We start from the raw sequence: 22,235 nt of genomic DNA on the forward strand, positions 1-22,235 counted from the left end.
TGCGTTCGAGATAGGGTGAGGGCAGCCGTTACAGGTGAGCCTAGTGGGCGGGCCCTTGGTGGCCGTACGCCGTGTGTTGAGCCGAGTCTGTGTGAGGGAAGTCCCGGTCCGGGCGGCCGGGAGCCGTTCAGTCGCCTTCGTCTCCGCTCCCGGGGGTCCCGCACCGTGTCCGCGCCTTCATCCGCACCCGTGTCCACGTCTGTGTCCACGCCCGTGTGCGCTCCTGGATCCACGTCTGGATCTGGGCCTGGGTCCGCGCCTTCGTCCGCTCCCGTGTCCGCTCCTGGGTCCGGGCCTGGGTCTGCGTCTTTGTGCGCTCCTGGGTCCGCGTCTGTATCCGGGCCTGGGTCCGCGTCTGTGTCTGCGCCCGTGTCTGCGTCTGGGTGCGGGCCGGGTTTGTCGTCTGCTGGCGCGGGGTCGTCTTGGTGTGGGGTGGGTGGGGTGCCGGTGGCGATTCCCGCAGGGCTGGCGGTGATGCCGCCGGGGGCCGGGCTGGCCCGGGTGCTGGCGGGGATCGATGTGGAGCGGGTGTCGGGGTTCGACACGGTGGAGGTGCTCAAGGCCGCCTACCGGCAGTCCTGTCATGAGCGGGCGCGTTTCCTGCACGCGCTGCTGGAGGTCGGACTGCGCGAGCAGTTCACCGGCGACAGCGTGGTCCGCCTGCACGTGCCTGATGAGTTCGCTCCTGATGAGGCGCGGGCGGCGCTGGTGTGGTCGCGCCGCCGGGCGGACTCGGCGTTCGATCTGGCGTGGAACCTGCACCGCCGTCTTCCGGTTCTCGGCGAGGCCATGCTGGCGGGAGAGCTGGACGAGCCGCGGGCGGCGGCCTTCATCTGCTGGACGGGCGGTTTGACCGACGCCCAGGCCGTCTGGGTCTGCGAGCGCCTGATCAGCCGCGCCCCGGCCTGGACGGTGGGACAGCTGATCGAGCATATCCAGCGTCTGGTGCTGGCCATCGACCCTGATTGGGCGGAGAAGCGCTACCGGGAGGCGGTGCGCAGGCGCCGCGTGGTCGGGACGCGCACCGAGGAGGGCACCGCGACGGTCTCAGGGCTGGATCTGCCGCTTGATCGGGCGGTGGCCGGCTGCGAGCGCATCGACGAGCTGGCCCGTGCCTGCAAACGCGCGGGAGACCGCCGCCCCGTCGACCACATCCGTGCCGACCTCTTCCTCGGCAGCCTGGACGGCAGTTTCGAGAGCCTGTCCGACTCCGAGATCGTCACCCACGTCCGCACCCACCCCTTCCTGGACGCCACCCCCTCCGACACCTCAGCCGACACCCCCGACCTCCAGCCCGCAGACAACACCACCACCACCAAGCCCGACACCGACACCGAGCCCGCCGCCACGGCCACCGACACCGACACCGACACCGCCACGGAGCCCACCGCCGCGTCTGGTGACACGGCTACCAACACAACCGCCGAGCCCACCGCCGCGTCCGGTGACACGGCCGCCGACACCGCCACGGAACCCGCCGCCGAAACCGCCGCCAAGCCCGGCAGCGCGCGGAGCTCTGGAACCCCCAGCCGGACACGTCCTGAAGCCCGCAGCGGGACCGGCTCGACCGGCACCGCAATCCACGGGCAGGCGCGCGATGGAGATCTCACGCAGGATCGCCCCGGCAGCCACACCGGCGACCACACCGTTCATGCTGGCGATCCTGCCGGTGTCCCTGTCCGCGCCCCTGACGGCAGGGCCGATGACACGAGCGACGGCGAGACCCGTGACCACCACGAGAGCGCCCCCGCTGACACCAGCAACGATTCTCCCCGACAGGAGGGCGTCGACGGCCACGCCGATGACCGCACCCGCGACATCGCCGACAAGGCCGCCGACGAGACCGCCGGCAAGACTGCCGATAAGGCCGTCGGCAAAGCCGCTGACAGGGCTGCCGACGAGGCCGTTGACAAGGCCATTGCCGAGGTCGTTGACGAGGCCGCCGACAACGGTGAAACCGCACTCGCTGACCCGCGTGCCGGTGGCGGGGACAGTGACGACAGCGCCAAGCCCAGCCCGGTGTCACCGCTCCCAGCAGACGCATGGCCGACGCAGACCCGCCCGACGCAGACGCGGCCGGTGCAGACGCGGCCGGTGCAGGCATGGTCGGTGCATGCATGGTCGGTGCATGCATGGTCGGTGCGGGAGATACGGGTGGAGCTGACCACCCTGCTCGGCCTCGATGAACACCCGGCCCATCTGCCCGGCTGGGGCATGGTCCACGCCGCTCAGGCCCGCCGGATCGTCGCCTCCATGCTCACCGGGCAATGGCGCTTTGCCGTCTGCACCGACAACGGGCATCTGCTGCTGACGGGCATCACCGGCCGCCGCCCCTGCCCACCCGCGCAACAGCCCGCACGCGATACACGACGCGGCGGCATCGTCGAGCTCCAAATCACCCTCACCCGACTCCGTGAACTGGCCGCCACTCCCACCGCCACCGGCGCCTGGGCCCCCCTGATCGCCGACCTGGCCCGCCACGCCCAGCACGCCGAGACCAGACAACCGCAAAACGCCCGCCCCCACACTCATCCACCCGACGCAGCCCAACCCACCCCATCCGGTGAGTCCGGTAAGTCCGGTGAGTCCGCACAGTCTGCCCAGTCCGGTGAGTCCACCGATTCCAAGTCCGGCGGGTCCGGCGGGTCCGCGCAGTCTGCCGAGTCCGGGTCCACCAAATCCGAGTCCACCGAGTCCGAGTCCGAGTCCGAGTCCGGTGAGTCCGCCGGTCGGCGGCATGCCGGTGCGGCCTTACGCCGCTATGTCCAGATTCGGGGCCGGGTCTGCTCCTGGCCGGGCTGCCGCATGCCCGCCACCCGGACCGACCAGGACCACATCCACCCCTGGGCCGACAACGGCGCCACCACCGCCGACAACCTGCACCTGGCCTGCCGCCACGACCACCGCGCCCGGCACATCGGCGGCTGGCGGGTCACCTCGGCCGGCCCCCAACTGATCGTCTGGACCAGCCCACTCGGACACGCCTACCCCAGCCCACTCCCGAAGATCATCCAACCCGCCCCCGACCCCCAGCCCCGCAACTGGCCCGACGCCCCGCCCGGACACCTGCCCGCCAACCCCGCCGGAACACCGGACACCATCATGACTCCATCCCGACCTCAGACAACTCCCAGCAGCAGCGGCGGACGTCACGACACGACCAGTGGCGAGGCGGACAGCGAAACCAGACAGGGCGCCAGAAGCGGCACCAGAAGCGGTGCCGGACACAGCGCCAGACAGGGCGCCAGGCACGGTGCCGGACACGGCGCCAGTGAGCTAGCCGACGCCGAAACCGGAGGCGCTTCCTTCAAGGACGATCGCGAGGTGCCGCCGTTTTAGACGCCACTTGTCCTTGGCACCGCTTGGCACCGCGCATCAGGACAGCGGTGTCGCTGGACATTAGGGATCTCCCTACTGTGCACCGTCCGCGCGGAGGATCAGGCTCTTGACCATGGAATCACCGATCCTGTCGTACGCCGACGAGGTCTGGCGTGGTTCGGTGCGCCCCGAGGACGTGCCCTACGCGGAGCTGCGCCGCGACGGCGTGCAGGAGATCGCCTACGGCGTGGCGATGTGGCCCGCGTGCGGCAACGTGTACGTCGTCCGTGGCGAGGACGGGCTGGGTCTCTTCGATACGGGCGACGCCCACGAGGCCGAGCAGTCGTACCGCGCGATCAGGAAGTGGTCGGCCGAATCGCTCAAATACGCGATCTTCTCCCGCAGCCGGGCCGACCGGCTGGCCGGGATGGAGGAGTTCGACGCCGAGCCGGGCCCCCGCCCGCTGGTAGTGGCGCAGGAGGGGCTGGCCCACGGTCTCGCCCAGCGGGGCAGGGCGGCCGGCTACAACGCGGTCGTCGACCTGCGTGAGCAGGGCTTCCCCCGCGTGGTCTGGCCGCCGCCGCAGCGGCTCCCCGACCTGACCTACCGCGACCGGCTGTCCCTGTCACTGGGAGACGTCACCTTCCAGCTCACCCATGCCCGCGGCGACACCGACGACGCCACCTGGGCGTTCCTGCCCGAGCGGGGAGTGCTGCTGACCGGCGACCTGTTCGCCTGGACGGTCCCCGGGGCGGGCGACCCACAGCGGATCCAGCGCTATCCGGACGACTGGGCGGTGGCGCTGCGGGCCATGGCCGCACTCGACGCCGATCTGCTGCTCCCCGGAAGAGGGCTGCCGATTCGCGGGCCCGCACGGGTGCGCCGGGCGCTCATCGACACGGCCGACTATCTCGACAGCCTGGTGGAGCAGACGCTCGACCTGATGAACGCCGGCGCCCGCCTGGACGAGGTCCTGCACTCGGTCAAGCCGCCGCCGGCGCTCGCCGGGCGGCCCTACCTGCGCGAGCGTCACGACGAGCCCGAGTTCATCGTGCGCAACATTTGGCGGCTGCACGGCGGCTGGCACGACGGCAACCCCGCCAATCTCAAGCCCGCACCGGACGCCGTGTTCGCCCGCGCGGTCGCCGAGCTGTCGGCGGGGGCGGCGTCGGTCGCGGGCCGGGCCGTCGCCGCGGCGGCCGACGGCGACCTGCGCCTGGCCTGCCAGCTCGCCGAGCTCGCGGCGCAGGCCGAGCCGGAGAACCGGAGGGTGCACGAGATCAGGGCCCTCGTCTACGCGCTGCGGGTCCAGCAGGAGCGCGGCTCGATCGCACGCGGCGTGTACGCCTGGGCCGCCGCCGAGTCACGGAGCAAGACCACCGGCATGGATCTGCTCGACGTCTACCACGACGTCGCCGAGGGCCGGATGTGGTGGTTGCCGAGCCAGGCCCACTGAGTCGGCCGAACGGCCGGCGGGCGCGTGGAGGGGAGCGCCCGCCGGTCCTGCCGGTAGCCTTCCTCTCGTGCTCGAACAGATCACGGCGACCCGGTACGTCGCGCCCCTGCGCGAGGGCGGGTCGCTGCCCGGAGTCGTCGAAGCCGACGACCTCGGCACATACGTCGTGAAGTTCCGCGGTGCCGGGCAGGGCCGGCGGGTGCTGGTCGCCGAAATCATCTGCGCCGAGCTCGCCAGGCGGCTCGGCTTCGCCACGCCGGAGCTCAAGGTCATCGACCTCGACCCGCAGCTCGGCGTCCGCGAGCCCGACGAGGAGATCCAGGATCTGCTCACGGCGAGCGCCGGGCACAACCTCGCGATCGACTTCCTGCCCGGAGCACTCGGCTTCGACCCGCTCGCCTGGGAGCCCGACGCCGAGTTCGCCTCCCGGGTGCTGTGGTTCGACGCGTTCGTCCACAACGTCGACCGGAGCTGGCGCAACCCCAACCTGCTCGTCTGGCACGGCGGGGTATGGCTGATCGACCACGGCGCGGCCCTGTGGTTCCACCACAACTGGCCGACGGCCGACCCCCGCCGCCGGTTCGACGGTCGCGACCACGTGCTCGCGCCGTTCGCGACGGAGCTGGGGCAGGCCGACGCGGACCTGGCCGGGCTCGTCACCCGCCCGCTGCTCGACGAGGTGACCGCGTTGGTGCCGGACGAGTGGCTGGAGGGCGAGCCGGGCTTCGCGGACGCGCAGGCCGTGCGGCGGGCCTACGCCGAGCACCTGCTCGCCCGGGTCGCCGGGCCCCGCGACTGGCTGCCCGACGCCGCCAGTAACACCGCCGCCGCTCCCGCGCCGCGCCGCGGTGAGCGGAGCGCGACGATCGGCGGTTTCTGGCGTGCGGCGCGAGAGGGTGGCCGATGAGCGATCTGGACGTCTACGAGTACGCGGTCATCCGCGTCGTGCCCAGCGTGGAGCGGGGCGAACTCGTCAACGCGGGGGTCATCCTCTACTGCCAGCCGCGCGGCTACCTGTGTGCGCGGGTGGAGCTGGACGAGGCCCGGCTGCTGGCGCTGAGCGTGCCGATCGATCTTCCCGGCGTACGGCTGGCGCTCGCCGCCTACGAACGGGCGTGTGGCGAGGAGGCGGGGCCCCTGCGCGGGGAGCCGCTGGGCGCCCGGTTCCGCTGGCTCACCGCGCCCCGCAGCACGGTCGTGCAGACCGGGCCGGTGCACGCGGGGCTGACCGGCGACCCGGCGGCCGAGCTGGACCACCTGCTGACCCGGCTGGTGCGACCGGCGCAGGCGGGTCTCAGCGCCTGAAGCTCACAGGTTAAACCAGCACGACCAGAGCGGCCCAGTTCAAACGACGCAGTCAGAACAGCCCGATCAGAACAGCACGGACATGAACGTGTCGACCTCCTGGAAGCCCACCTTGCGGTAGACGGCCCTGGCCGGGAGGTTGAAGTCGTTCACGTAGAGGGTGACGACCGGGGCGAGGTACTTCAGCGCCTGCTCGACCACGGCGGCCATGCCCGCCGCGGCGTGGCCGCGCCCGCGCAGGTCGGGGTGGACCCACACGCCCTGGATCTGGCACACCTGCGGCGTCACCGCGCCGATCTCGGCCTTGAAGACCACCTGGCCGTCGTCGATGCGCGCGTACGACCGCCCGATGCGGATGAGCTCCGCGACCCTGGACCGGTAGAGCGCTCCGCCGTCGCCGTTGTCCGGCGAGACGCCCACCTCCTCGGTGAACATCGCCACGCAGGCGGGCAGCAGGATGCCGAACTCCTCGGGGCGGACTCTCCGCACGAGCGGGTCCGGCTCGACGGCGGGCGCGGAACTCGTGGCCATGACCGGCTGTGCCCACCGGATCGCCCGGGCACCGCCCCAGTGTGGTTCCAGCCGCTCCCAGAGCTGTTCCACGGCGCCGGCCGGGCCGACGATCGACGAGCAGCGACGGCCCTGCTTGCGCGCCCGGTCGGCGAAGGCGTGCACGGCCTCGCGGGTGGCGTTCACGGGCACCAGGTTGGCGCCCGCGTAGCACAGGGACACCAGCCCTCCGCGCGGGCCGTAACCCCACATCTGGCCACCGAGCCGTGCAGGGCTGAGGCCGACAGCCCTGACCCGGGCCGCTACGAACACATTGGCGACCGGATCGGTGTCGAGGAGCGCCAGCACCTCGTCACGATCGCTGTCGTCGAGCACGCGCGACGCCGATGTTCGCAGCATCACGGGCTTAGCCTACGCGAACGCTTCGCGTTTGGGAGGTATCGGCCCGGCCGTGCTCACCGCCGTACGGCGGAGACGTGGGACGCCGTTCCCGGCGCACCCGCCACGACCTTCATCAGCGCGGCCCGCGGCTCCGGCGCGCCCGGGCACGTCGCGTCGGCGCCCCGTTTGCCCTTGCGCTGCGGCAACAGCGCCGCGTCGCGCAGGTAGGCCGCCAGTTGCCGGTCCACGCACGCGTTCCCGGCGAGCGACACGCCGTGGTTGCCGCCGCCCGAGGTGAGCAGGCGCGCGGTCGGGAACAGGCGGCGCATGCGCACCGCCCCCTCGTACGGCGTGGCGGCGTCGCGCTCGGCCTGGATCAGCAGGACCGACGGCAGGTGCGACGTGCCCACCTTGACCGGCGTGCCGCCCTTCTCCGGCCAGAACGCGCACGGCGCGTTGTAGACGGCGTTGGGCCAGGCCATGAACGGCGCCTGGGCGTGCGCCCGGCGCGTGTCGGCCCGCCAGCGGTCCCAGGATCGGGGCCAGGCCGCGTCGCGGCACTCCACGCCCAGGTAGACCGCGTAGGAGTTCTCCTCCTCCGCGTCGATCTCGGCCTCCACATGGAACAGTTTCACCAGGACCGAGGGGTCGCCGTTGCGGACGTAGGACGAGAAGGCGGCGCCCAGGTACGGCCAGAGCCGGTCGCTGTAGGCGCCGTTGGAGAAGACGTCGTCCAGTTCGCTCGGGCCCACGACCCCGCCCGCGGGCCTGTCGCGCAGGCGGGAGCGCATGGAGTACCACGCGAAGGACACCGCCGCCTGCGTCGCGCCGAGCTTGTAGACGTCGTCGTGTTCGGCCACCCAGGCGAGGAAGTCGCGGTGCCGCCGGTCGAAGCTGTGGTCCTGGGCGATGTTGGCCTGATACCAGACGCCGTCGGGGTCGACCACGCTGTCGAGCACGAGGCGGCGCACCCGCTGCGGGAACAGGGTGGCGTAGACCGCACCCAGGTAGGTGCCGTACGAGTAGCCGAGGTAGCTGATCTTCTCCTCGCCGAGCGCCGCGCGCACGGCGTCCATGTCCCGGGCGGAGTTCTCCGTGGTCAGGTAGGGCAGGAACCAGGCCCAGCGGTTGCCGCAGCCCTCGGCGTACTGCCTGGCCCGGCCGACCAGCACCTGCTCCTCGGCGTCGTTCTTCGGCACGTTGTCCGGCCGGGGCGCCGCGTAGAAGCGGGCCGGGTCCACGCACGACATGGCGGGCTGACTGGGCGCCACCCCGCGCGGGGCGAAGCCGACGACGTCGAACCGCGCCGCGACGTCCTTGGGCAGCCGTGTCGCGACGTACCTGGCCAGGCTGAGCCCCTCGCCACCCGGTCCACCGGGGTTCACCAGCAGCGCGCCGAGGTGGTTGCCGTCACGCGAGACGGTGCCCTTGATCCGGTTGAGCGCCAGCGTGATCTGCTGACCGTACGGCTCGTGGTAGTCGAGCGGGACGCGCAGCTCCGCGCACTCCTGCACCGGCTCCCGCCGGTCGCCGCGGCGGGCCGGCCACAGCGGCCGGGCCGAGCCGAAGCCCAGCAGGCCGCCGGAGGCCGACTTGGTCTCCGGCGGGCACTGCTTCCATTCGAGCGGACGCTGCGGCGGCCCCCAGTGCCCCGGCCGGTCCGATCCGGCGGCCACCCCTTCCGGACCGACCAGCCCGGCGACCAGCGCCGCCACGCCCGCGATCACACCAACGACCCGCTTCACCGGCATTGCTCCTCTGCTTCCGAACAGCAGAGGACAGCTTCGCGATGCGATCGGCCGCGTACGCTCCGTACTACCCGATCATTGCCATTGTGTAGTCAGAGCATTGCGAACTGTAATGCCGGGGTCAGCTGACGACGACCTCCGGACCGGCGGCCTCGTCGTCGTCGAGGTCGACGTCGACGCCCATCTCCTCGGCGATGCGCAGGGCCTCTTCGATGAGGGTCTCGACGATCTGCGACTCGGGGACGGTCTTGACGACCTCGCCCTTCACGAAGATCTGGCCCTTGCCGTTGCCGGAGGCGACGCCGAGGTCGGCCTCTCTGGCCTCGCCGGGGCCGTTGACCACACAGCCCATCACGGCCACGCGCAGCGGCGCCTTGAGCCCGGTCAGCCCGGCCTGCACCTGCTCGGCGAGGGTGTAGACGTCCACCTGGGCACGGCCGCAGGACGGGCAGGACACGATCTCCAGGCCGCGCTCGCGCAGGCCCAGCGACTCGAGGATCTGCGTGCCGACCTTGACCTCCTCGACCGGAGGCGCCGACAGCGACACCCGGATGGTGTCGCCGATCCCTTCGGCCAGCAGCGCGCCGAACGCCACCGCGGACTTGATCGTGCCCTGGAAGGCCGGCCCCGCCTCGGTCACGCCGAGGTGCAGCGGGTAGTCGCAGCGCGCGGCGAGCAGCCGGTAGGCCTGGATCATGACGACCGGGTCGTTGTGCTTGACCGAGATCTTGATGTCGCGGAAGCCGTGCTCCTCGAACAGTGAGCACTCCCACAGCGCCGACTCGACCAGGGCCTCCGGGGTGGCCTTGCCGTACTTCTGCAGCAGGCGCGGGTCGAGCGAGCCGGCGTTGACGCCGATCCTGATCGGCACCCCGGCGTCGGAGGCCGCGCGGGCGATCTCGCCGACCTTGTCGTCGAACTTCTTGATGTTCCCGGGGTTAACCCGGACGGCCGCGCACCCCGCCTCGATCGCCGCGAAGACGTATTTGGGCTGAAAATGGATGTCGGCGATGACCGGAATCTGGGACTTCCTCGCGATGGCCGGCAGCGCGTCGGCGTCGTCCTGGGAGGGGACCGCGACGCGGACGATCTGGCAGCCGGAGGCGGTGAGCTCGGCGATCTGCTGCAGGGTGGCATTGACGTCGGCGGTCAGCGTGGTGGTCATGGACTGCACCGAGACCGGCGCGTCCCCACCGACGGGGACCGAGCCGACCATGATCTGACGTGACACCCGCCGGTTGGCGATCGGCTGGGTCCGTACGGCGGGAATCCCGAGATCAACAGACATTTCTGCACCTTGTTGTAATAGGCGATGCCCGATAGGGGCCCTCCCAGTCTAAGGAGTGCCGCGACGCCGGGCGGCCCGAAACCTTTTCACGAGGAATGAAGGTTTCATGACCCGCGGTCGCAAGAAGAGCCGCCACCTGCGAGGACGGGCGCAGTGGCCCTCACGCGGGTGGGCAGGCGGCAGAAGCCGACCTAGAGTCCGAATCGCGAGAGCGCTCTACGCACCACCTGGTTGGCAAGTCAACGGCTGTCTCCCCGGGCCGACGTGCTCCCGCCGTCGGCGGTGCCGTGCTGCACCACGAGTGCGGCAGCCATGACCACGCGAAAGGGTAGCCCGTGGGTAGACCACGAAGAAAACTGTCGAAAGCGACGATCGGGCTGATCGTCGCAGCGCTGTCCGCCCTCGTCTCCGCCGTCGTGCTCGCCGCCCCGGCGTCCGCGCACGGCGCCCCGATGATGCCCGGCAGCCGCACCTACCTGTGCTGGAAGGACGGCACGACCTCGAGCGGAGCCATCCAGCCGAAGAACCCCGCCTGCGCGGCCGCGGTCGCCAAGGGCGGGACCAACGCGCTGTACAACTGGTTCGCCGTGCTGCGCTCGGACGGCGCCGGCCGGATGTCCGGCTTCATCCCGGACGGGCAGCTGTGCAGCGGCGGCGCGGTCGTCTACGACTTCAGCGGATTCGACCTCGCCCGCAACGACTGGCCGGTCACCCACCTGACGTCCGGGTCGACCATCCAGTTCAAGTACAACAAGTGGGCCGCGCACCCCGGCACGTTCCGGTCGTACATCACCAAGGACTCCTGGAGCCCGACCCGCTCGCTGGCCTGGAGCGACCTGGAGTCGACGCCGTTCGACAGCGTCACCAACCCGCCGAGCGTCGGCTCGGTGGGCACCGAGGACGGCCACTACTACTGGGACGCCCACCTGCCGTCGGGTAAGAGCGGCCGCCACATCATCTACACCGTGTGGCAGCGCTCGGACAGCAACGAGACGTTCTACAGCTGCTCCGACGTCGTCTTCGACGGCGGCAACGGCCAGGTGACCGGTGTCGGAGACTCGGGCAACCCGAGCCCCAGCCCCTCTCCCACCCGGCCCGCCTCCCCGTCGCCGTCCCCCGTCACCACGCCCAACACCTCGCCGAGCCCGCGGGTCAGCCCGTCGCCCAGCCCGTCGCCGAACCCCGGCGGCGGCGGCGCCTGCTCGGCCACCTACAAGGTCGTCAGCTCGTGGGGAGGCGGATACCAGGGTGAGGTGACGGTGAAGGCCGGCTCCTCGTCCATCAGCAGCTGGACCGCCAGTTGGACTCAACCGAGCGGCTCCACGATCACGCAGGTCTGGAACGGCACGCTCAGCCAATCCGGCAGCAACGTCAGCGTGACGAACGTGAACTACAACGGCAGTCTGGGCGCCGGCGCCTCGACCACGTTCGGCTTCCTGGCCAACGGGTCGAGCGGCAGCACCCCGACGCTGTCCTGCTCGGCCTGACCCCGTCGGCCCGCGGCGCGGCCCGCCTGACCCGGGTCGCGCCACGGGCTCCTAGCTCGTCAGTTCGGCCGCCCGCGCCCTCGCCCACGCGTCCGCCGCGAGGACCTCCTCCACGGACGCCGCCGGGCCGGGGGTGTGGGCGGCCACCACGCTCTCCACCGTGTCCACGATGCCGAGGAACGGCAGGGCGCCCTTCAGGAACGCCTCCACGCACACCTCGTTCGCCGCGTTGTAGACCGCCGGCGCCGTGCCCCCCAGGGCGCCCACGTGACGGGCCAGCGCGACCGACGGGAACGCCTCGTCGTCGAGCGGCTCGAAGGTCCAGGTGTGGGCGGTGGTCCAGTCGACCGCCCGGGCCGCGCCGGGCACCCGGTCGGGGTAGGCCAGCGCGAGCGAGATCGGCAGCCGCATGTCGGGCGGGCTCGCCTGCGCGATCGTCGAGCCGTCGGCGAACTCCACCATCGAGTGGATGATCGACTGCGGGTGGACCACCACCTCGATCCGGTCGAACCCGATGTCGAACAGCAGATGGGCCTCGATCACCTCCAGGCCCTTGTTGACGAGCGTCGCCGAGTTCACCGTGATGACCGGGCCCATGCTCCAGGTCGGGTGGTTCAGCGCCATCTCCGGGGTGACGTCCGTCAGCTCGGCCCGCCTCCTGCCCCGGAACGGGCCGCCGCTCGCCGTCACCACCAGCCGCCGTACGGCCGCAGGGTCGGCCCCGCCCGGCCCGGCCGCCCACAGACACTGGGCGAGCGCGGAGTGCTCGGAGTCCACGGGAATCATCTGCCCCGGCCCGGCCAGGCGCTTGACCAGCGGGCCGCCCACGATCAGCGACTCCTTGTTGGCCAGTGCGAGCGTCCGGCCCGCCTCCAACGCGGCGAGTGTGGAGGTCAGCCCCAGGGCCCCGGTGATGCCGTTGAGCACGATGTCGCAGGGCGACGCCGCGACCTCCGCCACCCCCTCCGGGCCCGCCAGCACCCTCGCCCGCGCGCCCGCCGCCGACAGCGCCTCGCGCAGCGCCGGTACGGCCGCCGGGTCGGCGACCGCCACCGCCTCGGCCCCGAAGTCGGCCGCCTGCCTCGCCAGCAGGTCGACCCGGCCGCCGCCCGCGGCGAGCGCGGTCACGCGGAACCGTCCGGGGGCGTTGGCGACGACGTCGAGAGCCTGGGTGCCGATGGAGCCGGTCGAACCCAGCACGACGACAGACCGGGGCTGCGGCAGGGATTGGGAGCTCATTCCCTCATTGTCTCCGAGACGGCCCGCCGGCCCGCAACGGCACGCGCCGTACGCGGAACCGCCGGAGCTGACGCGGAAGGTGCTGCGCAGAAAGGTGCAGGGGAGAAAGCAGCACATATATGCCCGAATCTGCCTATAACCGTATTGGCAGATTGCGCGAAACCAGGGGGTAGGCGTCGCTACTTTCCCACGTCAGGACATCTCGCCTCGTCTCAGGCATCCCGACATGGAGGTAGCCAGGCATGCACCCCAGGGCACGACGTCTCGCCGTTCTCGCGGTCCCCGCCCTCGCCGCGGCGGGGGCGATGCTCCCCGCCGCACACGGCGCCGCGGCCACCGGGACGGGAACCGTCACGCGGTCGGCCGCCGCCGGTCCCCGGCCCGCCGTACACGAGGCGGCCGACACGGCGACGGAGCAGCGCACGGTCAAAAAGTTCTGGACCGTCGCGCGGATGGAGACCGCGAAGCCGCTCGACGCCCCCGGCGCCGGCGACCGGCACTTCGCGGCGGCCGGTTCCACGGGCGGCTCCACGGGCGGCTCCACGGGCGGCTCCACGACCGGCTCCACGGGCGGCTCCACGGGCGGCTCCACGACCGGCTCCACGGGCGGCTCGGCCCGCTCAGCGCCAGCCGAGGTGCCCGCCGGGGTGCCCGCCGGGGTGTCCGCCGACGCCTCCGCGGCGCGGCCCGCCACCGTCGCCCCGTCGCTGACCGCCGCGGCCCGTGTCTCCTCGCTGACCTCCGGCTCGTCCTGGACGGCGGGCGGGACGGTGGCGAAGACCACGGGAAGGGTGTTCTTCACGGTCACGGCCGGATCGGACGCCGGGCGGAACGCCTCCTGCTCGGGCACCGCCGTCACCAGCGCCAACAAGAGCGTGGTCATCACCGCGGGCCACTGCGTGAAGCTGAACGGCGCCTTCCACGCCAACTGGGTCTTCGTCCCGGGCTACGACCAGGGCGACAGGCCCGACGGCACCTGGCCGGCGATCACCCTGCTCACCACCGCGCAGTGGAACTCCAGCGAGAACATGAACTACGACGTCGCCGCCGCCGTCGTCGCGCCGCAGGGCGGCAAGAGCCTCACCGACGTCGTCGGGGGGCAGGGCGTCGCGTTCAACCAGCCGCGCGGGCGCCAGACGTACGCCTTCGGCTACCCCGCGGGCGGGCCCTACGACGGGTCGAAACTGGTCTACTGCAGCGGGCGGACCTTCGACGACTACCTCAGCTCACAGGACCAGGGGCTGAGCTGCGGCATGACCGGCGGCGCCAGCGGCGGCCCGTGGTTTCTCAACTTCAGCGAGCGCACCGGCGGGGGCCTGCTCAACTCGGTGAACAGCTTCAAGTACAACTTCGCGTCCTACTGGATGTTCGGCCCCTACTTCGGCCCGGAGGCCGAGGCGGTCTACAACACGGCCCAGAAGGCGGCCCTCGCCTGATTCACCGAAAGTAACCACGAGAGCACTTCTCGTGGTCCACACTCGGGAGCCATGACTCCGAGCCTCCCCTTGCTTGCCGTCGCCGCCCTCGTCACCGGACTCCTGGGAGCCCCCGGCCGGGAGGTCTCCCCGGTGGGAGACGTCGTGGAGCACGTGGCCGGGCACGCCTCCGGAACCTACTGGACGCCGCAGCGGATGGCGCGGGCGGTCCCGATCGGGCTGCTGGGGGGCCTACAGAAGATCACGACTAGCGGGCCCGGCGCCCCGTCGGTACTGCCGCCGGCCGCTCCCTCGGGATCGGTGCTGCCGCCTGTCGCCAGGACCGCCCTGCCGCCCGTCGCTCACGCCGCCCTACTGCCGGCCGCGGGAGCGGTCCTCGCCCCCGGCCAGGCGGCGCGCAGGTCCACCAGAACGGCCGGGACGAGCACAACAAAGACGAGCAGGACGGCCAGGACACGGCAGGCGGCGGCGATGCCCCCGGCGACGACGAGCGGCACGCGCTGGGCGGCGGGCGGCTCGGTGACGAGGACGACCGGCAGGGTCTTCCTCACGCTGAACGAGGTGGACTTCTCCTGCTCCGCCAGCGCCGTGCACGGCGCGAACAGGGACCTGGTCGTCACCGCGGGACACTGCGTCAAGGACGGCGCCGGGGACTGGGCGGAGAACTGGACCTTCGTCCCCGGATACGACGAAGGGCGGCAGCCGTACGGCGCCTTCCCGGCACGGCGGATGTTCGTGGCCGGGCCCTGGTCGCGGTCCGGGAACGACGACTACGACGTGGGCATGGTCGCCGTGGACGACCGGGACGGGCGGCACCTGACCGACCTGGTGGGCGGACAGCCCATCGCCTTCGACCCGCCCCGAAGCCGCCGGACCTACGGGTTCGGGTTCCCCGCGGATCCCCCGTACGACGGCGAGCGGCTGCTGTACTGCGCGGGCGTCCCCCACGGCGACCCGCAGGGGCAGACCCGCGATCAGGGCCTGCGTTGCAACCTCACGGCGGGGGCCAGCGGCGGGCCCTGGCTCAGCGGCTTCGACCCGGTCTCGGGCCGGGGCACGCTGACGTCCGTCAGCAGCTTCAAGTACAGCAACGACCACCGCACGATGTACGGCCCCTACTTCGGCTCCGCCGTACGCGATCTTTACCGCACCGCCGAGCGGGCGTGACGGACGAGGAGAAGAGACGCGCTAGAAGAAGACAGGGGTTCGCGCGTCGATCCGCCGGAGGAAGGCCCACCAGGTCCACGCCTGAACCGCGAGCACGAGCGGGATCACCACCACGAGGAACCCGGCCAGCGCGTCCAGGGCGGGCGCGGCGGCGAGTGAACGCGCGGCGACCGGCTCAAGGCTGAGGCCGACGAGCACCGCCGGGGCGGCCGCCGCGAGCGCGGTCAAGGCCAGCGCGATGCGAGGCCGGGCCGCCACGATCCTGGCCGAAACGGCCAGTGCCACCATGGCCGTCGCCCCGGCGGCGACCGCCGGCGCTCCCTGCGAGGGCACTCGCGTGAGCAGACCGGCCCCGACCACGACGGCATACGACGCGGCGGCCGGCAGGGCCAGGCGGCGGACCACCCGCAGCGGGCCTCCGGCGAGGTCCCCGGGCAGGCGCACGACGAGAAACACGGCGCCGTGGACGAGAAGGACGACGGGCACGGTCAGCGCCCAGAGCAACGGATACCAGCCGAAAGGCATCCGGACCGGATCCGACCCCGGCGTCGTTGTCAGCACGTTACCGACCAGGAGCCCGAGCGCCATCGCGAAGGCCCCGCTCACCCCGGTGAGCACGCGGTCCCACCCACGCCGCCACCCCGGCCTCTCCAGCCGGCTCCGGAACCATACGGCGGCGTCCCTGACCGTCCAGAGCACCAGCACGGCCGCGACGAGGTGGTAGTGGGTGCGCAACAGCGACTCCTCCAACCGGGGCAGCACGGCAGAGAACGTCGCCAGCGCGACCACCAGCCACACCTCGTTTCCGAGGAAGAACGGGCCGAACGCGGTGACGGTGGCGCGTCGCGCCCGCTCGCCGGGCCCGCCGGCGCGCAGCAGCATGCCGGCGCCGATGACCGTGCCGTCCAGCATCAGATAGACGCCGAACAGCGCCCCCAGCAGGCCGTACCAGAATGCGTCCACACGTACTCCCGGGTGCTCGACGCCGTCAGATCATGGCCGTGCCGACAGGTTCGGCCTGGCCGAGGGGCGTGCCGAAGGCGCCGTCCTCCGGTCCCCTCCGGGCGAGGCGGGCGATCAGCCGGCAGGCGGCGATCGCGAGCACCGACATCATTCCGGCCGTCGTGAGGAAGGTCGTGAGAACGACGTTCGCGGACATGGACGTCACCGCCTGCTCGGTGGTGAGCAGGCCGTAGACCGTCCAGGGCTGGCGGCCCACCTCCCGCACCAGCCAGCCGGTCACGACCAGGCCGAACGGCACCGGGATCACCGCGACCAGCACGCAGAGAGGCACGCGTAGCCCGATGATCCAGTCGCGGAAGAGCAACGCCACCAGAGCCACGGACAGGAGCACCAGCCCGAATCCGGTCCGCAGCATGACCTGATAGGCGACGCCGACCCATTCCGGCGGCGCGTAGTCGCCTGTGCCGGTCATCTCCAGCACCGCGAGCTTCATCGGCTGAGTGTCCTGGATGACGACGAGTTGCAGCATCCCCCAGTGGACGGTGGCGAGCGTCCCGACGGGGAGGATCGCGACGGCCATGCGCAGCGAACGCCGGAAGAACGCCGCTTCACCGGTGCGCCTGAGGAGATGCCAGGCGCTCACGCCTGCCACGAACACCGAGCCGGCGATCAACGAGGCGAACACCACGTGCAGCAGGGCGTCCCGAAGGGTGGGGTTGCGCAGCAGCGCTCCGAACCCGGCGAGATGGCGGCCGCCTGCGTCCGTCGCTCCGACCGGGTGCTGGAGAAACGCGTTGGCGGCGAGAATCCACAGCACGGACACGTAGGCGGAGATCCCGACCAGCCAGATGAGAACCAGGTGCGTTTTCCTGCCGAGCACACCCCAGCCGAAAATCCAGGCGCCGAGAAGCGTCGACTCGACGAAGAAAGCGGTCAGGGTCTCCAATGCAAGAGCGCCGCCGAACGCGTCACCGAACCCCTTCGTCAAGGTGCTCCAGTTCAGCGCGAACTGCAGCTCGACGACGATGCCGCCGATGATGCCCGCACCGTAGTTGACGACGTAGAGCCGACCCCAGAACTTCGTCATACGCTCGAACATCACGTTGCCTGTGACGACGTACGCGGTCTCCATGGCGATCAGGAAGACGACGAGGCCGAGCGACAGCGTGACGAAAAGGAAATGGATCGAGGCGGTGGTCGCGAACTGCAGGCGGGCGATCGTCGTCACATTCATGATTCCTCCGGCGACGAGCCTGCCGCGCGCCCGGCCGCGTGTCATCGCACCGCGGTCGCCCGGCGCGTACAACCTGAGGCAGGAATTCACGCCCCTGCGATGTCCGGCAGCGGTACGGCGGATAATCCCGCGGAATGATTCGCCGGCGCTTACGACGTCATACGGTGAGTCAGGTGGGTCGCGACAGCTTGCGCCGGATGCCCAGACCGTTCGTCATCGACTGCGCCCTGTCATTCGCGGTCGCCGTCTCCACCGTCCTCACCAGCGTCATAGCCGGGGGCCAGGCGGAGCAGAGCCCGCCGGACTGGGTCGGTTACCTGCTGCTGACGGTGGCCGCCGCGTTCCTTGTGGCGCGACGCCGGTTCCCGCCGCTGGTGATGGTCCTCACCATGCTGGTGTCGCTTCTCTATTTCGGCCTCGGATTCGGAACCGGCGCCTTCACCGTCGCGCCGGCCCTGGCCGTCTACACCGCGATCACCGCCAAGCACAGGATCGCCGGATCCGCGGGCGCCGCCGGCTATCTCGCCGTCGTGCTGCTGGCCGACCGCGTCGGCGGACAGCGGGACGTCTCCGAGGGGAACGTCTGGATGGTCATCTGGATTCTGGTGATCGTCGTTGTGGGCGAGGTGTCGCGGGGCAGGGCCGAACACCTGCGAGCGGTCGCGGAACAGGCGGCGCGAGCCGAGCTCACCCGTGAGCTGGAGGCACAGCGGCGGGCCGATCAGGAGCGCCTGCGCATCGCGCGTGAACTGCACGACGTGCTGGCGCACAACATCTCGGTGATCAGCATCCAGGCGGGCGTGGCCGAACATCTCATGCACAGGGATCCCGACAAGGCCCATGCCGCGGTGGCGACGATCAGACAGGTGACCAAGGACGTGCTGGTCGAGCTGCGCTCGATCCTCGACGTGCTCCGCCGCGTCGACGAAGCCGGTGAGATCTTCCCCCCGTCCGGTGTCGAGGGCATCGAGCGGCTGGCGGGCCGGGCCGCGGCCGGCGGCATCGCGGTCGATCTCGACGTCCGTGGCCGTGCGAGCGAGGTGCCGGCGGACGTCGGCCTGGTCGCCTACCGTGTCGTCCAGGAGTCGCTGACCAACGTGATCAGGCATTCCCGCGCGGCGCACGCGAGTGTCGTCGTCAACGTCGACGACACGGAGGTGCTGGTGCGCGTTCGTGATGACGGACGGGGCGTCCCAGGGGACGATGTCCGCGCCGGAAACGGAATAGCGGGGATGACGGAGAGGGTGGAAGCGATGTCCGGAACGATCACGGCCGCGCCCGCCGACGGACGCGGCTTCGTCGTGGAGGCGCGGTTGCCGTTGCGGCGACCCGAGCCATGATCCGCGTCCTGCTGGCCGACGACCAGCCACTCGTGCGCATGGGACTGCGCGTGCTGCTCGACTCCGAAGACGACATCGAGGTGGTGGGGGAGGCGAGCCGGGGCGACCAGGCGGTCGAGATGGCAGTGTCGCTCCGGCCGCACGTCGTCCTCATGGACGTCCGCATGCCGGGGGTCGACGGCATCGAGGCCACCCGCAGGATCGCCGGGGACTCGCGTCTCGACCATGTCCGTGTCGTCATCCTCACCACGTTCGAGAACGACGAGTACATCTTCCGGGGGTTGCGCGCGGGCGCCGTCGGGTTCCTGGTGAAGGACGTAGAGCCGACCGGCCTGCTGGAGGCGGTGCGGGTGGTGGCGGCGGGCGACGCCCTGCTGTCCCCCGCCGTGACCCGGCGGCTGATCGAGGAGTACGTCGACCGCAGCGGCGACCCCGTCCGCTTCCCGGAGCTGGAGCACCTCACCGAGCGGGAGCGCGAGGTGCTCGTGCTGGTCGCACGTGGGCTGTCCAACAGCGAAGTGGCCGGCTCCCTCCGGTGCAGCCCCGCGACCGCCAAGACGCACGTCAGCAGGATCATGACGAAACTCGCCGCCCGGGACCGGGTCAGGCTCGTCGTCATCGCGTACGAGTCGGGGCTGGTCCGCCCGGGGTGGAAGGTCGGCTGAGGGGTCAGAACGGCGACAGCGGCTCGGCGTTGTCCTCCTCCACGATGTCGGCGGCGGACCGGACGATCAGGGGGTCGGGCTCGCCCACAACGGAGGCGTCCTTGTCGTCGTAGTCGTACAGGGACAGGACGTAGCGCATCGCCTCCAGCCTGCCACGCTTCTTGTCGTTGCTCTTGATGATCGTCCAGGGGGCGTCCTCGGTGTCGGTGTTGAGGAACATGTCCTCCTTGGCCCGGGTGTACTCGTTCCACCGGTCCAGCGAGGCGAGGTCCATCGGCGACAGCTTCCACTGCCGCACGGGGTCCACCTGGCGGATGACGAACCGGGTGCGCTGCTCGGCCCGCGACACCGAGAACCACAGCTTGACCAGGCGGATGCCGTCGCGCACGAGCATCCGCTCGAACAGCGGAGCCTGGTACATGAACTCCATGTACTCCTCCGGAGTGCAGAAGCCCATGACCCGCTCGACTCCGGCCCGGTTGTACCAGGACCGGTCGAACAGCACGATCTCCCCCGCGGCCGGGAGGTGCTCGACGTACCGCTGGAAGTACCACTGGCCGCGCTCGCGCTCGCTGGGCTTCTCCAGCGCCACCACGGTCGCGCCGCGGGGGTTGAGGTGCTCCATGAAGCGCTTGATGGTGCCGCCCTTGCCGGCCGCGTCCCGTCCTTCGAACAGGAGGACCAGGCGGCCGCCGGTGTCCTTGAGCCAGTACTGCAGCTTCAGCAGCTCGATCTGCAGCAGCCGCTTGTGCCGGTCGTACTCCTGCCGGGAGATGCGGTGGTCGTACGGGTAGTGTTCGCGCCAGGTGTCCACCGGGCCGCCGTCGGCGCGTACGAGGACGGGATCGTCGTCATCGTCGTCCAGCACCTTCATCCCCGGCGTATGGCGCAGCAGCTCGACCCCGTCGGGATGCTCTTCCACCTGCTGTGATACTTCCGGCATTTCAGGCGTCCCGTTCCCTTGGCCAGCATGTCCGCGGACGTCCTGCTGCCCTACGCCGGGTGTCGTACACCACGGCGACCGCTGTTCACACTCCGTCAGCGGGAGATCTTGTCGAGGTGATCGGCGACCTCGGGCGGCAGGGCGAGGTCGAGCCCGGCGAGGTTGCCGCGCAACTGGTCGAGCGTGCGCGGGCCGACGATGACCGAGGTCACCTCCGGCCTGCTCCGCACCCAGGCCAGCGCCACGGCCGCCGGGGCGACGCCGAGCTCCGCGGCGGCCTCGGCGACGTGCCCGGCGATCGCGAGGTTGGGCTCGTTCAGAAAGCCCTCGGCCCAGGTACGGGCCGCGGGGATGGGCGACGCCATGAGCCGCCCCAGCCGGGTGTCGGCTCCGGGGGCCTCGCCGGGGCGGTAGCGGCCGGTGAGCACGCCGCCGCCGAGGGGCGACCAGACGAGCGTGCCGAGCCCGTGCCGCCGGCAGGCGGGCAGGATCTCCGCCTCGATGCCCCTGGCCACCAGCGAGTACTCCGGCTGGAGGCTGACGAACGGCGTCCCGCCCGCCCGCTGCGCGGCCCACTGGGCCTCCACGATCTGGGCCGCGGTGAAGTTCGAACAGCCGATGTACCGCACCTTGCCCGACCGTACGAATCCGTCCAGAGTCGCCATGGTCTCCTCGATCGGGGTCGAGTCGTCCCAATGGTGGCACTGGTAGAGGTCGATGTGGTCGGTGCCGAGCCGGCGCAGGCTGGCCTCAAGCGCCCTGGTGAGGTGGGCCCGGGACAGCCCGCGGTCGTTGGGACCCGGGCCCTGCGGCAGGAACGCCTTGGTGGCGAGCACCACCGAGTCCCGCCTGCCCCGCACGGCCCGCCCCACGATCCGCTCCGCCTCGCCGCCGTTGTAGCCGTCGGCGGTGTCGATGACGTTCCCGCCCGCCTCCAGGAAGGCGTCCACGATGCCGACGGCCTCCGTCTCGTCGCAGCTTCCGGGGGCGCCGAAGTTCATCGTGCCGAGGCAGGCCGTGGAGACCCGCAGTCCCGAACGGCCGAGCGTGGCGTACTCCATCACGTATCCTCCCGTAGTATCAGGAACATCTGTTCCGTTTGGACGATACGGAACACGTGTTCCGGCTGTCAAACGCGACGAGGAGGACGATGAGCGGCGAAGTCAGGCCCCGGCGGGCCGACGCGCAGCGCAACCGGGAGCGCATCCTGGAGGCGGCCGAAGCCGTGCTGGCCCGCGAAGGGACGTCCGCGTCGGTGCGCGCGGTCGCCGGGGAGGCGGGGGTGGGGCTCGGCACGATCTACCGGCACTTCCCCACCCAGGAGGCGCTCTACCAAGCGGTGATCATCGACCGTACGCGACGGCTCCTGGCGGAGGCGGACCTGCCGTCGCCGGATCCGGGTACGGCCTTCTTCACGTTCCTCGATCGGATCGTGGTGCACGCGGCCCAGAAGAAGACCGCCGCCGACCTGCTCGCCGGGGCCGGCGTCGATCCCAAGGCCGGGACGGCCGACGTCAGCCGCGACATGCGGCAGGTGATCGGGCGGCTGCTCACGGCCGCGCAGGAGGCGGACGCGCTGCGGGCCGACCTCCGGATGCCCGAACTGCTGGCCCTGCTGTGCGGGGTGTGCCTGGCGGCCGAACGCGACCAGTGGAGCGACGAACTGCGCCGTCGTACGCTCGACGTCCTGTTCGACGGCCTGCGCCCCCGCGGCTGACCACGCCCCTTGCCCTGGGGCGACGGTCCTGGGGCGAC

Annotated in this window: 18 protein-coding genes; 10 read left to right on the forward strand and 8 right to left on the reverse strand. The window is 71.3% G+C overall.

Annotated features, from left to right (window positions below):
* Positions 1-441: 441 nt before the first annotated feature.
* The 4 genes from ACGFIB_RS04530 (at position 442) to ACGFIB_RS04545 (ending at position 6,079) form a co-directional block, all read left to right on the forward strand.
* Positions 442-3,339 carry a DUF222 domain-containing protein gene (locus ACGFIB_RS04530; protein ID WP_393368377.1) on the forward strand — a complete coding sequence of 966 codons (2,898 nt, stop codon included), beginning with the start codon at positions 442-444 and terminating at the stop codon, positions 3,337-3,339.
* 112 nt (positions 3,340-3,451) lie between these two features.
* On the forward strand, positions 3,452-4,774 hold the full coding sequence (locus ACGFIB_RS04535) for an alkyl sulfatase dimerization domain-containing protein (RefSeq protein WP_142575960.1): 1,323 nt from the start codon (positions 3,452-3,454) through the stop codon (positions 4,772-4,774).
* Positions 4,775-4,841: 67 nt separating this feature from the next.
* On the forward strand, positions 4,842-5,681 hold the full coding sequence (locus ACGFIB_RS04540) for a HipA family kinase (RefSeq protein WP_357170617.1): 840 nt from the start codon (positions 4,842-4,844) through the stop codon (positions 5,679-5,681).
* Positions 5,678-6,079, forward strand: coding sequence for a DUF3037 domain-containing protein (locus ACGFIB_RS04545; RefSeq protein ID WP_142575964.1), 402 nt, complete (start codon positions 5,678-5,680; stop codon positions 6,077-6,079). Before ACGFIB_RS04540 ends, ACGFIB_RS04545 begins: the two co-directional genes overlap by 4 nt.
* 66 nt (positions 6,080-6,145) lie before the next feature.
* On the opposite strand, the gene ACGFIB_RS04550 is transcribed toward ACGFIB_RS04545, so the two are convergent.
* The 3 genes from ACGFIB_RS04550 to ispG form a co-directional block, all read right to left on the reverse strand.
* On the reverse strand, positions 6,146-6,988 hold the full coding sequence (locus ACGFIB_RS04550; protein ID WP_142576020.1) for a GNAT family N-acetyltransferase: 843 nt from the start codon (positions 6,986-6,988) through the stop codon (positions 6,146-6,148).
* 56 nt (positions 6,989-7,044) lie between these two features.
* On the reverse strand, positions 7,045-8,715 hold the full coding sequence (locus tag ACGFIB_RS04555) for an alpha/beta hydrolase (RefSeq protein WP_393368380.1): 1,671 nt from the start codon (positions 8,713-8,715) through the stop codon (positions 7,045-7,047).
* 124 nt (positions 8,716-8,839) lie between these two features.
* A complete protein-coding gene (gene ispG, locus ACGFIB_RS04560) occupies positions 8,840-10,006 on the reverse strand; it encodes a flavodoxin-dependent (E)-4-hydroxy-3-methylbut-2-enyl-diphosphate synthase (RefSeq protein ID WP_357252674.1) in 1,167 nt (388 codons plus the stop codon).
* A 335-nt stretch (positions 10,007-10,341) separates the two neighbouring features.
* On the opposite strand from ispG, the gene ACGFIB_RS04565 reads away from it, so the two are divergent.
* Positions 10,342-11,493: a lytic polysaccharide monooxygenase gene (locus ACGFIB_RS04565; RefSeq protein ID WP_357252671.1), complete on the forward strand. Its 1,152-nt coding sequence runs from the start codon at positions 10,342-10,344 to the stop codon at positions 11,491-11,493.
* 51 nt (positions 11,494-11,544) lie between these two features.
* On the opposite strand, the gene dxr is transcribed toward ACGFIB_RS04565, so the two are convergent.
* Positions 11,545-12,732 (reverse strand): 1-deoxy-D-xylulose-5-phosphate reductoisomerase, encoded by a 1,188-nt coding sequence (dxr, locus tag ACGFIB_RS04570; protein WP_357170611.1) that lies wholly within the window; start codon positions 12,730-12,732, stop codon positions 11,545-11,547.
* A gap of 242 nt (positions 12,733-12,974) precedes the next feature.
* Here dxr and ACGFIB_RS04575 point away from each other — a divergent pair, with 242 nt between their 5' ends.
* Together ACGFIB_RS04575 and ACGFIB_RS04580 are read left to right on the forward strand one after the other, a co-directional pair.
* Positions 12,975-14,168 carry a trypsin-like serine peptidase gene (locus tag ACGFIB_RS04575; protein ID WP_393368383.1) on the forward strand — a complete coding sequence of 398 codons (1,194 nt, stop codon included), beginning with the start codon at positions 12,975-12,977 and terminating at the stop codon, positions 14,166-14,168.
* A gap of 51 nt (positions 14,169-14,219) precedes the next feature.
* Positions 14,220-15,335: a hypothetical protein gene (locus ACGFIB_RS04580; protein WP_393368385.1), complete on the forward strand. Its 1,116-nt coding sequence runs from the start codon at positions 14,220-14,222 to the stop codon at positions 15,333-15,335.
* A gap of 21 nt (positions 15,336-15,356) precedes the next feature.
* On the opposite strand, the gene ACGFIB_RS04585 is transcribed toward ACGFIB_RS04580, so the two are convergent.
* Positions 15,357-16,298 carry a cytochrome d ubiquinol oxidase subunit II gene (locus ACGFIB_RS04585; RefSeq protein WP_393368387.1) on the reverse strand — a complete coding sequence of 314 codons (942 nt, stop codon included), beginning with the start codon at positions 16,296-16,298 and terminating at the stop codon, positions 15,357-15,359.
* A gap of 25 nt (positions 16,299-16,323) precedes the next feature.
* Entirely contained in the window at positions 16,324-17,532 is a 1,209-nt protein-coding gene (locus ACGFIB_RS04590; protein ID WP_393368389.1) for a cytochrome ubiquinol oxidase subunit I, read from the reverse strand.
* A gap of 197 nt (positions 17,533-17,729) precedes the next feature.
* Here ACGFIB_RS04590 and ACGFIB_RS04595 point away from each other — a divergent pair, with 197 nt between their 5' ends.
* Complete coding sequence (locus ACGFIB_RS04595) at positions 17,730-18,872, forward strand: sensor histidine kinase (protein ID WP_393368391.1); 1,143 nt, start codon at positions 17,730-17,732, stop codon at positions 18,870-18,872.
* Entirely contained in the window at positions 18,869-19,537 is a 669-nt protein-coding gene (locus ACGFIB_RS04600) for a response regulator (RefSeq protein WP_393368393.1), read from the forward strand. The genes ACGFIB_RS04595 and ACGFIB_RS04600 overlap by 4 nt, the downstream gene beginning before the upstream one ends.
* A 4-nt stretch (positions 19,538-19,541) precedes the next feature.
* On the opposite strand, the gene ppk2 is transcribed toward ACGFIB_RS04600, so the two are convergent.
* Both ppk2 and ACGFIB_RS04610 read right to left on the reverse strand, forming a co-directional pair.
* Complete coding sequence (gene ppk2 / locus ACGFIB_RS04605) at positions 19,542-20,459, reverse strand: polyphosphate kinase 2 (protein ID WP_229689984.1); 918 nt, start codon at positions 20,457-20,459, stop codon at positions 19,542-19,544.
* Between the two features lie 116 nt (positions 20,460-20,575).
* Positions 20,576-21,541 carry an aldo/keto reductase gene (locus ACGFIB_RS04610; protein WP_393368396.1) on the reverse strand — a complete coding sequence of 322 codons (966 nt, stop codon included), beginning with the start codon at positions 21,539-21,541 and terminating at the stop codon, positions 20,576-20,578.
* 89 nt (positions 21,542-21,630) lie between these two features.
* On the opposite strand from ACGFIB_RS04610, the gene ACGFIB_RS04615 reads away from it, so the two are divergent.
* Positions 21,631-22,197 (forward strand): TetR/AcrR family transcriptional regulator, encoded by a 567-nt coding sequence (locus ACGFIB_RS04615; RefSeq protein ID WP_393368398.1) that lies wholly within the window; start codon positions 21,631-21,633, stop codon positions 22,195-22,197.
* The last annotated feature ends 38 nt before the right edge of the window (positions 22,198-22,235 follow it).

The organism is Microbispora bryophytorum (assembly GCF_043197435.1).
Taxonomy (GTDB): Bacteria; Actinomycetota; Actinomycetes; order Streptosporangiales; family Streptosporangiaceae; genus Microbispora; species Microbispora bryophytorum.

What these genes read in the sequence shown, in the direction of transcription:
- ACGFIB_RS04535 (WP_142575960.1), top strand. Translation starts at nt 3,452, where the DNA reads ATGGAATCACCGATCCTGTCGTACGCCGACGAGGTCTGGCGTGGTTCG.
- ACGFIB_RS04545 (WP_142575964.1), top strand. Translation starts at nt 5,678, where the DNA reads ATGAGCGATCTGGACGTCTACGAGTACGCGGTCATCCGCGTCGTGCCC.
- ACGFIB_RS04550 (WP_142576020.1), bottom strand. Translation starts at nt 6,988, where the DNA reads ATGCTGCGAACATCGGCGTCGCGCGTGCTCGACGACAGCGATCGTGAC.
- ispG (WP_357252674.1), bottom strand. Translation starts at nt 10,006, where the DNA reads ATGTCTGTTGATCTCGGGATTCCCGCCGTACGGACCCAGCCGATCGCC.
- dxr (WP_357170611.1), bottom strand. Translation starts at nt 12,732, where the DNA reads ATGAGCTCCCAATCCCTGCCGCAGCCCCGGTCTGTCGTCGTGCTGGGT.
- ACGFIB_RS04575 (WP_393368383.1), top strand. Translation starts at nt 12,975, where the DNA reads ATGCACCCCAGGGCACGACGTCTCGCCGTTCTCGCGGTCCCCGCCCTC.
- ACGFIB_RS04580 (WP_393368385.1), top strand. Translation starts at nt 14,220, where the DNA reads ATGACTCCGAGCCTCCCCTTGCTTGCCGTCGCCGCCCTCGTCACCGGA.
- ACGFIB_RS04590 (WP_393368389.1), bottom strand. Translation starts at nt 17,532, where the DNA reads ATGAATGTGACGACGATCGCCCGCCTGCAGTTCGCGACCACCGCCTCG.
- ACGFIB_RS04595 (WP_393368391.1), top strand. Translation starts at nt 17,730, where the DNA reads ATGCCCAGACCGTTCGTCATCGACTGCGCCCTGTCATTCGCGGTCGCC.
- ACGFIB_RS04600 (WP_393368393.1), top strand. Translation starts at nt 18,869, where the DNA reads ATGATCCGCGTCCTGCTGGCCGACGACCAGCCACTCGTGCGCATGGGA.
- ACGFIB_RS04610 (WP_393368396.1), bottom strand. Translation starts at nt 21,541, where the DNA reads ATGGAGTACGCCACGCTCGGCCGTTCGGGACTGCGGGTCTCCACGGCC.
- ACGFIB_RS04615 (WP_393368398.1), top strand. Translation starts at nt 21,631, where the DNA reads ATGAGCGGCGAAGTCAGGCCCCGGCGGGCCGACGCGCAGCGCAACCGG.